The 11,692-nt window shown below is 69.1% G+C and carries 15 protein-coding genes; 7 read left to right on the top strand and 8 right to left on the bottom strand.

Annotated features, from left to right (window positions below; genetic code table 11):
* Positions 1-393 precede the first annotated feature (393 nt).
* Genes Cba03nite_RS17415 through Cba03nite_RS17405 form a run of 3 tightly spaced genes read right to left on the bottom strand, consistent with a single transcriptional unit; the run spans position 394 to position 3,949 of the window.
* On the bottom strand, positions 394-1,533 hold the full coding sequence (locus Cba03nite_RS17415; RefSeq protein WP_203746975.1) for a sporulation protein: 1,140 nt from the start codon (positions 1,531-1,533) through the stop codon (positions 394-396).
* A gap of 29 nt (positions 1,534-1,562) precedes the next feature.
* Positions 1,563-2,633, bottom strand: coding sequence for a hemolysin family protein (locus tag Cba03nite_RS17410; protein ID WP_203746974.1), 1,071 nt, complete (start codon positions 2,631-2,633; stop codon positions 1,563-1,565).
* Positions 2,630-3,949, bottom strand: coding sequence for a hemolysin family protein (locus tag Cba03nite_RS17405; protein ID WP_203746973.1), 1,320 nt, complete (start codon positions 3,947-3,949; stop codon positions 2,630-2,632). Before Cba03nite_RS17405 ends, Cba03nite_RS17410 begins: the two co-directional genes overlap by 4 nt.
* A 139-nt stretch (positions 3,950-4,088) precedes the next feature.
* Between Cba03nite_RS17405 and Cba03nite_RS17400 the strand changes: the two genes are divergently transcribed.
* The 5 genes from Cba03nite_RS17400 (at position 4,089) to Cba03nite_RS17380 (ending at position 6,608) form a co-directional block, all read left to right on the top strand.
* Complete coding sequence (locus tag Cba03nite_RS17400; RefSeq protein WP_203746972.1) at positions 4,089-4,481, top strand: MerR family transcriptional regulator; 393 nt, start codon at positions 4,089-4,091, stop codon at positions 4,479-4,481.
* A 156-nt stretch (positions 4,482-4,637) separates the two neighbouring features.
* Positions 4,638-4,982, top strand: a complete 345-nt coding sequence (locus Cba03nite_RS17395; protein ID WP_203746971.1) for an ArsR/SmtB family transcription factor — start codon at positions 4,638-4,640, stop codon at positions 4,980-4,982.
* Between the two features lie 37 nt (positions 4,983-5,019).
* Entirely contained in the window at positions 5,020-5,430 is a 411-nt protein-coding gene (locus tag Cba03nite_RS17390; protein WP_203746970.1) for a hypothetical protein, read from the top strand.
* Positions 5,431-5,562: 132 nt separating this feature from the next.
* Entirely contained in the window at positions 5,563-6,396 is an 834-nt protein-coding gene (locus Cba03nite_RS17385) for an SDR family oxidoreductase (RefSeq protein WP_203746968.1), read from the top strand.
* A gap of 26 nt (positions 6,397-6,422) precedes the next feature.
* Positions 6,423-6,608: a hypothetical protein gene (locus Cba03nite_RS17380; RefSeq protein ID WP_203746966.1), complete on the top strand. Its 186-nt coding sequence runs from the start codon at positions 6,423-6,425 to the stop codon at positions 6,606-6,608.
* 12 nt (positions 6,609-6,620) lie between these two features.
* Here the strand turns inward: Cba03nite_RS17380 and Cba03nite_RS17375 are convergent, their stop codons facing one another.
* The 3 genes from Cba03nite_RS17375 to Cba03nite_RS17365 all read right to left on the bottom strand — a co-directional run bounded on the left by Cba03nite_RS17375 (position 6,621) and on the right by Cba03nite_RS17365 (position 8,299).
* The gene (locus Cba03nite_RS17375) at positions 6,621-6,875 is read right to left on the bottom strand and encodes a hypothetical protein (protein WP_203746964.1); all 255 of its coding nucleotides are present in this window, start codon (positions 6,873-6,875) and stop codon (positions 6,621-6,623) included.
* A gap of 155 nt (positions 6,876-7,030) precedes the next feature.
* Positions 7,031-7,597, bottom strand: coding sequence for a hypothetical protein (locus Cba03nite_RS17370; protein WP_203746962.1), 567 nt, complete (start codon positions 7,595-7,597; stop codon positions 7,031-7,033).
* A gap of 174 nt (positions 7,598-7,771) precedes the next feature.
* Positions 7,772-8,299, bottom strand: coding sequence for a DUF2510 domain-containing protein (locus Cba03nite_RS17365; protein WP_203746961.1), 528 nt, complete (start codon positions 8,297-8,299; stop codon positions 7,772-7,774).
* A 184-nt stretch (positions 8,300-8,483) separates the two neighbouring features.
* Between Cba03nite_RS17365 and Cba03nite_RS17360 the strand changes: the two genes are divergently transcribed.
* The gene (locus Cba03nite_RS17360) at positions 8,484-9,008 is read left to right on the top strand and encodes a DUF3885 domain-containing protein (RefSeq protein WP_239125813.1); all 525 of its coding nucleotides are present in this window, start codon (positions 8,484-8,486) and stop codon (positions 9,006-9,008) included.
* 78 nt (positions 9,009-9,086) lie between these two features.
* Here the strand turns inward: Cba03nite_RS17360 and Cba03nite_RS17355 are convergent, their stop codons facing one another.
* Entirely contained in the window at positions 9,087-9,299 is a 213-nt protein-coding gene (locus tag Cba03nite_RS17355; RefSeq protein ID WP_203746959.1) for a hypothetical protein, read from the bottom strand.
* A 482-nt stretch (positions 9,300-9,781) separates the two neighbouring features.
* Positions 9,782-10,252 carry a hypothetical protein gene (locus tag Cba03nite_RS17350; RefSeq protein WP_203746958.1) on the bottom strand — a complete coding sequence of 157 codons (471 nt, stop codon included), beginning with the start codon at positions 10,250-10,252 and terminating at the stop codon, positions 9,782-9,784.
* Positions 10,253-10,508: 256 nt separating this feature from the next.
* Here Cba03nite_RS17350 and Cba03nite_RS17345 point away from each other — a divergent pair, with 256 nt between their 5' ends.
* The gene (locus Cba03nite_RS17345; RefSeq protein WP_203746957.1) at positions 10,509-10,967 is read left to right on the top strand and encodes a DUF3592 domain-containing protein; all 459 of its coding nucleotides are present in this window, start codon (positions 10,509-10,511) and stop codon (positions 10,965-10,967) included.
* The last annotated feature ends 725 nt before the right edge of the window (positions 10,968-11,692 follow it).

The raw sequence follows: 11,692 nt of genomic DNA, 5'->3' as shown, positions 1-11,692 counted from the left end.
GGTCGTCAACGTTCGCCCGTTCCCACACCCTGTAGCTGTACGGCGGACGAAGCACCTCTCCGGGATAGATGCCCACGTGCGTCGTCGCGTAGCACCAGCGGCACACCCATTCGGTCTTACGGGAAGACTGGTACATCGCTTGCATCTGACGGCCGCATACGTCACAGGACATGAGCGATCATCCCACGGACGCCGGGGCACCTGCGGGGCACAAGCCGTCGTCAAATGTCGCCATCAGCTGCCGACGCCTGCGAGGTTCCAACGCGCCCCATGTGCTGGCAGGAAGCGTTCACCTCTAGCCCGAAATCGGGCATCGGTAGTACCGCTTCAACTCGTGGGTCGCAGGCACGACCCAGGAGTTGAAGGAACGCATCAGCGGTGGCTAATCGCGGCTCAGAACTCGCCGAAGTCGCCGCCGCCGCCGCCGTCGTCGAAGCCGAAGCCGCCGTCGTCGTATCCGGCGAAGTCTTCCGCGGCGGCAGCCGGGTCCTCGATCGCCTCGGCGATGTCCGGCTCGAACGCGTCGCTGATCATGTCGCCGATGACCATGCCACCGAGGAAGCCCAGTGCCGCGCCGCCCACGCCCGCCGCGACCGCCCCGGCCATGCTCGGCTTGCCGTGGTAGCCGCCGTACTTGTACCCGGAGTACCCGTGGTGGCCGTGCCCGCCGTAGGCGTAACCCTTGGCGGCGTGCCCGTAGCCGGGCTGGCCGTAGCCGGGCGTGTGGCCGTACGGCTGCGCGGGCGCGGGCTGCATGAACGAGCCCGGCGCGGCGGCCGGAGCCTGGCCGAGCTTGTCGAGCACCGTGGTGACCCAACGGTCGACCTCGGCGATCCAGCCGCCCTCGGCGGACAGCCCCGCGACGTCGGCCGGTGACAGCTCGTGCCGGTCGGCGCTGCCGGGCCGCGAGGTCAGCTCGGCGAGCACGACCAGCGTCTCCCCGGCTGCGGTGAAGGTGAAGGTCAGCTGCGGGATGTGCGGGCCGGGCTGCTGCCCCTCCGGGATCGGCGCGTAGAACGTGACCGCCTGCGCCACTGGCACGGGCAGCCCTGCGCTCGCGCCGGGCCGCAGCTCGTTGCGCACGAACCGGCAGCCGATGGTGCCCAGCGCGTCGATGATCTGCTGGTGCGCGGGGGAGGCGTCCAGCCGGGCCGGGTCCCAGTCGCCCTTGGCGCTGCCCGGCGCGACCTGCACCTCGGTGCGCACGCCGACGCCGCCGCCCGGCAGGCCCTTGCCGTACAGCGCCGTGAACGGCACGAAGGCGGGCACGGCGAGCGCGAACGGCACCGACGGCGTCTGCCCGCCGGCGACCCGCATCCCGGCGGCGACCTGCTGGCGGCCCAGCTCCACCTCGCCGAACGGGGTGTTGGCGACGAGCAGGAGCCAGATCGCGGTGATGTCGGTGTCGGACTTGGCGCGGAGGTTGACCTGCCCGTGCAGCTGCCCGCCCGGGACCGCCGGTTGCGGGGACAGGACAGTGTCGACCTCGACGCCGCCCAGGCCGAGCCCGGCGAGCAGTTTCTTGAAGACCATCAGGGTCCTTCCGTTGGTTGACGCACCCGCTAGCGGCGAGTGTGCTGGGTGGACAGGTGGGTGGCGATGATGGGGTCGGTCTCGTCGTCGAACTGGCCGATGACCTGTTCCAGCAGATCTTCCAGCGCGACCAGCCCGACCGTGTTCGCGCCGTCGGTGACCAGGGCGACCTGGGCGCGGTGTTCGCGCATGCCGCGGATCGCCGACATGACGCTCTGTCCGGGCCGCAGCCGGTGCGGCGGGGTGGCCAGCTCGCCGGCGGTCAGGTCGAGCCCGGCGGTGGTGGCCTTCAGCGCGTCGCGTACGTGCACGATGCCGGTGATCGCCCCGGCGGGGCCGGTCACGGCCAGCCGCGAGCGGCCGCGTTCGCGGGCGGTGTGCTCGACCAGGGCGGCGCTGGCGTGGCGGTCGACGGTGACGATCCGGGCGGGCGGGATCATCACCGAGTCGACGGTGGTGTTGTTGAGGGTGAGCATCGCCGACAGCAGCCGCTCGTCGGCGGGGGGCAGCGTGCCGTGCTCGGCGGACGCCGACAGCAGCATCTGCAGCTCGGCGGGGCCGTGCGCCTGTGCCAGCTCGTCGACCGGCTTGACCTTGAACAGCCGCAGGCTGGCGTTGGCGAACGCGTTGAGCGCGGCCAGCGCCGGGCGGGCCAGCCGGGCGAAGGCCCGGAACGGCAGCGCCAGCACCAGCGCGGACCGTTCGGGGTGTGAGATCGCCCAGGACTTGGGCGCCATCTCGCCGACGACCATGTGCAGGAACACGACCAGGGCCAGGGCCAGCAGGAACGCGATGACGTAGCTGGCCTGCTCGGGCAGCCCGGCGGCGGCCAGCAGCGGGTCGAGCACGTCGGCCAGTGCCGGTTTTGCCAGCGCCCCCAGGCCCAGTGAGCACAGCGTGATGCCGAGCTGCGCTCCGGCGAGCATCAGCGACAGTTCGCGGGTGCCGGCGATGGCGGCCCGCGCGGCGCGCGATCCGGTGTCGGCGTACTGCTGCAGGCGGTGCCGTTTGGAGGCGACCAGGGCGAACTCCGCGGCGACGAAGAAGCCGTTGAGCGCGAGCAGCAGCGCCGACACGGTCAGGGCGGTCGTGGTGTTCACGGCTGCCGCCTGAGCGGCTCGACCCGGACGCTGACCGGGACGTGGCGGTGTACCTCGAGCACGGTGAGCCGGACGCCGCCTTCGGGCGCGGCGGTGTCGACGTCGACGGCGTCGCCGCGGGTGGTGACCCGGCCGAGCCGGTGCAGGATCAGGCCGGAGACGGTGTCGTAGACGTCGTCGCCGGGCAGTTCGATGCCGGTGGCGTCGGCGATCTGGTCGATGCGCCAGCGGCCGGGCACCAGCCACGATCCGTCGGGCTGGGCGTGCGGCCGGGCCTCGGGCAGGTCGTCCTCGTCGCGGATGGGGCCGACCAGCTCCTCGGCGACGTCCTCGAGGCTGATGACCCCGGCGAAGCCGCCGTATTCGTCGGCGACGATGGCGAGCTGGCGATGTTCGGCGCGTAGCCGTTCCAGCACCGTGGGAAGGGTGACCGCGGCGGGCACGACGACGGGCGCCACGGCGATCGAGGCGACGGGGGTTACCGCGCGGGCGTGCGCGGGCACCGCGAGCACTTCGGAGATCGACACCACGCCGAGTACGTCGTCGAGGCCCGCGCCGATCACGGGGAAGCGGGAGTGGCCGGTGCCGAGCAGCTCCACGAGGCGGGAGGCGGGGTCGGCGGCGGACATGACGACGACGTCGACGCGCGGCACCATCGCCTCGCCCGCGGTGAGCAGGCGGAAGTCCAGGCCGGAGTCGAGCAGCGCGGCGGTGTCGGCGTCGAGGTGCCCGCCGTCGCGCGCCTCGGCGACGATCTGCTCCAGGTCTTCGCGGGTGGCGCCCTGCGGCAGCTCCTCGATCGGCTCGATGCCGATGGAGCGCAGCAGCCGGTTGGCGGCGGCGTCGAACACCCGGATCAGCGGCCCGGCCACGGCAAGGTAGATCAGTGTGGACCGGGACAGCCACCGGGCGAGCGCCTCGGGGCGGGTGATGGCGAGGTTCTTGGGGGCCAGCTCGCCGAGGACCATCTGCACGACGGTGGCGACCAGCAGTGCGAGCAGTACCGAGACGGACAGGCTGGCGCTTTCGGGCAGGCCGACGGCCTGCAGCAGCGGTGCGAGCCCGGCGCCGAGGTACGGCTCGGCGACGTAGCCGGCCAGCAGTGCGGTGACGGTGATGCCGAGCTGCGCGCCGGACAGCATGAACGACAGCCGGCCGGTGACTTTGAGGGCGCGCTGTGCGGCGGGATCGCCGCCGTCGGCCTCCTTGCGCAGGACGCCGCGGTCGGCGGCGACGTAGGCGAACTCCTGCGCGACGAAGTAGGCGGTGGCGGCGGTCAGCGCGACGATCAGCGCCAAGCCGGTGACGATCAGCACGGCTGCGCCAGCACCCCAGACGTGGTGTGCGGCCGGGCGGCCGGTTTGGACAGGTGCCGGGCCAGTGGGCCCGGGCTATGCTCATCCACGGCGCGACACTAACACGTGAAACTGTATGGTTGCTGAAAAGAGGCTGGTCATGGCGTTGATGCGGATCGGTGAACTCGCGACCGCGGCAGGCGTCAGCAACCGCACCGTCGACTTCTACACCAACCTGGGCTTGATCAGCCCGGCGTCGCGTACCTCCGGCGGGTTCCGGCTCTACGACCCGGCGGCCGCCGAGCAGATCGCCACCATCCAGCGGCTGGAAGCGTCCGGCATGGGCCTGGAGGAGATCGCCACCCAGCTGCGTGCCGGGGGAGCGGACCTGGCCGCCGCGCTGGCCCGGCTGGACGCCGACCTGGCGGCGCTGCGCCAGCTCGCCGAGTCGGCCGCCGGCTCCGCGCACGGCCTGGCCACGACGCTCGCCGTGCGCGCGAATCAGCTCATCACCGTGGCGACCGAGCTGCTCACCGCGATGCCCGAAGGGTGACCTCCCGGGCATGATAGTTGCTAACTTTAGCAACTTCCTAAGTTGTGTATTCTGGGGCGGTGTCGCGGACACTCAGCGCGATGACCCGCCGGACCGCCCGCCCGCATACCCCCCGCGCGGACGGGTACGGTTTGCTGCGGAGAAGGGGGTGGACCGGTGACAAGGCCGCTGTATCAGGTCAAGGCAGAGTTCTTCAAGGTGCTCGGGCACCCCGCCCGCATCCGCGTGCTGGAGCTGCTCTCCGAGCGCGAGCACTCGGTCGGCGAGATGCTGCCGGAGGTCGGCCTGGAGTCGGCACACCTGTCCCAGCAGCTGGCCGTCCTGCGCAAGATGAACCTCGTCGTGACCCGCAAGGAAGGCTCGACGGTCTACTACTCCCTGGTCAGCCCGCAGGTCGCGGAGCTGCTCGCGGTCGCCCGGCGCATCCTCACCGAGGTGCTGTCCAGCCAGGTCGGGCTGCTCGACGACCTGCGCGCCGCGCAGACCGGCGGCCGCTCCTAGCCGTCACTCCCGGCCGTGCCCTTTCCGGGCGGCCGCGATGAGCCACTCCGGCGACGCGGGCACCGGCCGGCCCGCCCCTTACGGCGAGGACGTCGCGCAGATCGTCCACCTGTTCGCATGCCTGGCTTACGAGAACACCGCGCCGCCCGAGGCCGAAAGCGAGGCAGGCCCCGAGTACCGGGCGGGCCTGACGCACGGCCGTCTCGTGGAGCAGGAGCTGGTGGCCCGGATCGCGGCGATGGCCGCCGGGCGGAGCCGGGAGCCGGTGCACATCCCGTACGACGGGGCCCGGGCCGCCGACAGCGAGTTCCGGCGGGGCACGGCCGCCGGGCGCCGGCTCGTGCACGAGGCCCTGCTCGTCTCGCACCGCATGATCATGGGCGAGAGCTGCCCGAGCTGCGGGCAAAGCGGACCCGGCGGCCACGCGGCACACTGCCGGCATTCCTGATCCTCCGGCCGGGAATGTCCCGGTCTGGGTTTCCGCAGGTCGATCGCCGGGCATGCGCTTATCGAGGACGTCAGCGAGCGATCGCCGCGCCCGCGTGCGCGCCGACCGCCGGACCCGAGGAGGCGCACGAACATGTCCGAGCCCCAGCAGCAGCCGCCCGGCACGCTCCAGGAGATGGAGCACAAGCCGGATCACGGCGAGGACAGCTACCAGGGCCACGGCCGCCTGTCGGGCAAGCGCGCCGTGATCACCGGCGGCGACAGCGGCATCGGCCGCGCCACCGCCATCGCGTTCGCGCGCGAAGGCGCCGACGTGGTCATCGGCTACCTGAACGAGCACGAGGACGCCCAGGAGACCGGCAAGCTGGTCGAGGACGCCGGCCGCAGGGCCGTGCTGGTGCCCGGCGACCTGTCCGGGCGTGAGCAGTGCGAGGCACTGATCGACACCGCGGTACGCGAACTCGGCGGCATCGACGTGCTGGTCAACAACGCGGCGTACCAGATGACCCACGAAAGCGTCGAGGAGATCCCCGACGAAGAGTGGCAGCACACCTTCGACCTCAACATCACCGCGATGTTCCGACTGGTCAAAGCCGCCCTGCCGCACCTGGGCGAGGGCGCCTCGATCATCAACACCGCTTCGGTGAACTCCGACATGCCCCGGCCCACACTGCTGCCGTACGCGACGACCAAGGGCGCGATCGCGAACTTCACCGCCGGTCTGGCGCAGCTGCTCGGCGACCGCGGCATCCGCGTCAACAGCGTGGCGCCCGGCCCGATCTGGACGCCGCTGATCCCCTCGACGATGCCGCCCGAGCACGTCAAGGAGTTCGGCAAGAACACCCCGCTGGGCCGCCCGGGTCAGCCCAAGGAGGTCGCGCCGGTGTTCGTGCTGCTCGCCTCGGACGAGGCCAGCTACATCTCCGGTGCGATGGTCCCGGTCACCGGCGGCAAGCCGATCCTCTGACGGAACTCTCGGAAGGAGACAGCACGATGAGTGAGGAACGTCTTCCGGACCAGGACGAGCGTGCGCCGAAGGAGGCCGAGGAGCGGGTGTCCGCGGCCGAACTGCGCCGCCGCCAGCAGCTCGGCCAGACACCGGGCATGTTCGTCGACCCTCCCTCGGGCGGGGCGCAGGAGCCGGACGCCGACGCGGCAGGCGAGCCCCACGGCACCTGATCGAACGACGCGTCAGCCCTCGGACCGGCGGGAGCGGAGAAGATCCTGCGCCGAGGCGATGACCGCGGCCGAGCGGGGGTTGGCGCCGAGTTCGTCTTCGAGCGCCTGAAACGCGCCACGGGCCAGCACGGCTCCGGCTATCCAGGCCAGCACGATCGCCGCGATCAGCGGGTAGGTCCACACCCGCACGCCGGCCGCGGCGATGAGGCAGGCAGTCAGCAGGAAACCGGCCATCGCGGCGGCGTACACCCGTGCCGCGGTCAGCATCCGCGGATACGACGGGGCTTGGCGAACCTCGTCGGGGCTGAGGTGGGAGGGGCTCTGCGAAGTCACCGGCGCGTCCAGTCTTCGATGGCAGTGATCGTCTGCGGTAGTGGCGGGTTGCAGTCGACCCGGCAGGGGGCACGTGAGTGGGCGACAGGTTATGGCACGGCGGCAGGCGAGATCTCTACCGTCGAATTCGGCGTGATGACGAACCGTGCCACCTTCCAGCCCGAGCCGGCACGTTCCAGGGTGACCAGGACCCGGCAATAGGCGATCTCGACCCCGGCCAGGCGGTTCGAGCGCCGTCGCTGCGTCACGAAGGCCGTCACCTCAGACCGGTGTCGCCCGCGCTCGTTGATGACCAAAGTAGGGTCGTCGACGGTGACCACGGCCTGCTCCACGAATGCGGTCGTGCGCAATGACGCCATGGCGGCCGGGTACTCGGCGGCGAACGGGCCGGTAAGGAAGGCCTGTCCACGCGCTACCGCGCCGTCGAAGTCGCGGTAGTCGTATGCCAACAGGGCACGAACCGCCGGACGCACCACTGCCTCGTATTCCTGAAGGGCTGCCGCGTTCGTTTCCGCTTCTTGCCTGCTTCGGTACTGCTCCCAGTACGGCCAGCCGAGGTGGAGGGCAAGTGGAGTCACGAGCGCCAGCACCATCGCGATCCGGCCCCACGTCCGTCGCCGGCGCCGCCGACGCAGGACCTCCTCGATCCAGGACATGTTCCCCGTCTCCCCGCCCACGGCGCCTGGCCGCGCGGTCATCCTAGTTCGGCAGAGCCAGACAAAACCGACGGCGCCATTCATCCGCTGGCCGCACCGGTCAGGACCAGACCGACGCGATGATGGCCGAAGTACGGCTCCGAGCGCTCGCTGCTGCCACCAGGTTCAGGTCGCTCACTCCCGCCGAATTCGGGCATACAGCAGTTCGCCGGGCAGCGTGGGGTGCGGGACCTGCCGCCAGTTGGCGGCGTCTTCCTCGCGGGGCAGCCAGTCCGCGAAGGGCAGGTAAGCGATCCGCCAGACGATCCGGCAGGCCAGGAAGAAGCTGTAGAACGGGATGAGCAGCAGCATGGCATCCCGTTTGCGGTAGCCGACTCGGGCCGCGGGCAGGCACAGCACGAGGGCGAGCAGTCCGAGCGCGCCCCAGTCGCGCAGTACGCCGTGGCTCGGCAACGACAGCGCGGCAAGTCCCCACTGGGCGGCACGGTTGGCGAGGATCGTCAGCGATCCGAGGATCACGGCGCTGATCAGAATCCGGGCGATGCTGGACCGGGGTGTCCCGGAGGCTACTTGCGCCGAGGGATTCGGTGGCGGTAGCGCCCGGCCGGCTGGGGCGGTGTGGTCCGACCAGCGTTCGCCGGTCCAGTAGCGCAGGTAGTCGTCGGCGCCGGGGTACCACCCGGCTGGTGGCGACTCCGTCATGTGCTCTCCTGGTCCTCGCGTGGAGCAGGAGCCTAGCGGTATCCGTCCGATCCATGTCGCCCGCCCGGTCCCCACAATCCGTGGCTTCCGGGTGCGGTAGAACTGCACGATGATCTCCAGTCGGTACCCGCGACCGCAGGCTCTGACCGACCTGTGGGAGCAACAGTGGCCGGAGTGCCCGCCGATGGCGTACCTGCTGCGCTCGCACTACCCGGATCGGTGGGTCAGGTTCCACAGCTTGCCCGGTTCCAAGCGTTATCCCGAGAACGAAGACGAGTACGGCACGGTGCTCGAACGGCATTACACCGTTCTCGACCAGCTGGGAGCCGGGCCGCTGGTCCTCGTCATCACCACCGAGTGGACCGACACGGAAGAACTCACACCTCAGCGGTGGCCGCGGCGTGCGGAGGTCGCACCTCGGGCACACCACTGGCGAACGTTCGTGGAAGACCCCGAAGATCCGGAGTACCGGACCTGCCATCAGCTCTACGTCGAGGCGTTGCAGTGGACACCCCATTGCGTCGACGGACTGCTACGAGCCGTCGCCGACGACGAACTCGCGAACGTCATGGTCGCGCCCCTGGACCTGCGCTGGCTCTACCACCCGTACGACGGTGGGGCCGACGTCGTCCTGCCGACGCGCGAGCAGCGCGATGAGCTGAAGCACCGCTACCGCGACTGGCTGTCCGACCACCCGTCAGGGCTCTGATCCGTTTGCCATCCGTGGCCAGACCGGGCTTGCCGAACGGTATGGGGTAGCCGGGCGTCTGCCCTTGATCACCACCGTTCACTTGGCGACCAGCAGCGCCTGGGGTGCGGCGGCCTTGAGCTGGGTGGTGAGCCAGCCCTGCTGGACCTTGGTCTCGGCCTGGCAGGCGGCGACCACGGCGATCAGCTCATGGTCGTGCAGGGCCTGCGCGGCCTGGCACACGGCGGTCCAGCTGCAGTCCACCAGCGTGGCAAGCAGCAGCAGGTCCTGCAGGTCCCGCAGCATACGCACGCTGCCGGTGGGACTCCGGCAAGGGCGCGATCGCGAACTTCACCGCCGGTCTGGCACAGCTGCCCGGCGACCGCAGCATCCGCGTCAGCCCACAAGCACATGTTCACCCTGGCCGACGGCACCGGCGTCACCGGCCTGGATCAGTGGGACGGCGACGCCCCGACGGCAGAATCGACAGCCCCACCACGAAGCTGAACCGGCTGGCGCCGGGCGAGCAGTTCGCCTACGTCTTCGACTTCGGCAGGAACTGGGCCTGTGGTAGGCGGGTTGGCCCAGGCCGCCAGCGGCAGCATGCGCATCAATCAACATCATCCGACCCATCGACTAACGTCACTGTCCACAAAAGGATGCCGATCGCACGCTCAGCGTAGGCCGCCGCAACGAGGGGGCGGCTGAGTCCGGCTGAGTCCGGCCCTCTACGACTGTTCACGGGAACATGACGGGACGGCTTCGGACACCGGTTGGTAACTCTGATCGCAGTGTCACCCGTTGACCTCGGCATCACACTCGTCAAGCACATTCAGTAGGTCTAAGGCTGCTTGCCGCGTCCCTCGATCTGGGGCGTTGAGTAACCGCAGGTAGTCACCTCGACCGGCTCGGATGGCCCGCTGCGTCCGTTCGTGCACTCCGGAGTTGCCGTGGGTGATCTCGGGGTGAAACGGCTCAGTGGTTAGGTCGATGAGTAGAAGGAGCGACTGGCGGACTACTGCCGGCCGGTCTGATGAACACAAGCCGACCAGGAACGGAGCCACATACTCGGCGCTCTGGACGATGCAGGCTGAGTGTTCGTGCACGACGAGCTGGTGCAACCTGTCGGCCCATTGCTCGGGAACGCCGTCGACCTCCTCGGCGAGTCGGCGCAACTGCAGCGGCACTTCGAGCGAGTTGTTCAGGCTGCTCGACCGGATGTGAGCCCAGGGGACGAGGTCAAGGCCGATCAGCGTGTCTGTCACAACAGGTCAGCGTAATGCTGGATCTTGACGTGTTGCGGGATGGGTGGATCGCTACGACGACGAGTGAACGCCTAACTCCGCTTCCACGACTTCCTACTGCCGACCCTGGACCTACGGATTACTGGCGACAAGGTCGGCAGCGGCTGTAGACGATGTTCTCGGCAGGCTCGGGGTCGAACACGGCTGGGTGCGGGCGTCAGGGTTGCTGTACATCGCTGCTGTACTAAAATCGGGCGTTAGATGATCATGAACGTAGATGGGTGAGGCGATGGCGCTATCGTCGGGTACAGCACGTTCTCTGCGGTTGGTGATCATCGGCAGTCTGTTCTTGGCCTTCGCCGTCGGCCTGTACTTCTACCTGGACGATGTGATCGAGGACCGGCGCGACGGTGGAATTCAAACCGTCGGCACGGTTGTCGACCGCGATGATCTGCGCATGAGCAGGGCAGCGAAGGAGTTGCGGTTAACAATCCGGTACCTGGCTGACGTTCGCACGGTGGAGGTTAAGGCAATGGCGCTGAACTTTGGTGCGCCAGAGATCGCCGTCGGTGAGGCCATACCTCTGTCGTACGACCGTGACGCTCCCGAGCGCATGGCAACCGAGAGTGGTTACGCGAGCGAGGACGTTGTGCTCATCTTGCCCAGGCTTATGGGTGTTATTGGTCTCTGTTTGCTTATGGTCGCGATGGTCAACTACCTCGTTTCCACTCGTTGATCGGTACGGCCGTAACACGATCTTGTGCGCCTGCTGGCAGAGAGCTGATCCCCTCGGACTGGCGGGCTCTGCCTAAGCGCAGGGTGGGGTCCGGAGTACCTATCGAGGCTTCAAGATTCTTTCTGCCGTAGGCGTTCAGAAAGAATCTTGGAGTGGCAGGTACGGAGTGGCCCCAGCCTGTGCTTACCTGTGGCGACTGGCCGAGGGGATCTTGCCGATCCCCGAGCGTCGGGCCGGGGTTTGGGGCGGAGCCCCAAGGTCTTCGCCTTGAAGGCGGCAGGCCGCACGAGTGTCAGCGGCGGGAGCTACGGGGATGTAGTCCGGCTTGAGTACGACAAATTGATTATAAAAATCATCATCAAACGATCTTCACAATCGTGATCATCTTGACGACAAAGGATCAAATCATCTCGCCGAGCGGTCCCCCAAGCCTGATCATCTCCGGCGCGCTCTGCCGCTTCACGTCGCTGACTAGCATCGCGGCGACAGCCGCTCCGATCATCAGCAGCACTGATCAGACGCTGACCTGCGGCTACCCGTTTCGCCTGGTCGCGGTCGGTCTTCCCTGTCGTGGTGTGGCGTCTGCATCTGGCTGCCGGGGTCCGGGGTCAGGGACGGCGCGCGCCGAAGGCTGGCGTGTCGGCCCGGTGCCCCTGGGGCCCCGGCGCGGCCGCTTGCGGCCGCCTTGACCCTCGTGAGGAAAGTTTCGACAGCGCCGTCGATGC

The organism is Catellatospora bangladeshensis (genome assembly GCF_016862575.1).
Classification (GTDB): Bacteria; Actinomycetota; Actinomycetes; order Mycobacteriales; family Micromonosporaceae; genus Catellatospora; species Catellatospora bangladeshensis.
Note: the sequence above shows the minus strand (reverse complement) of the source record. Positions and strands in the feature narration are given on the sequence as shown.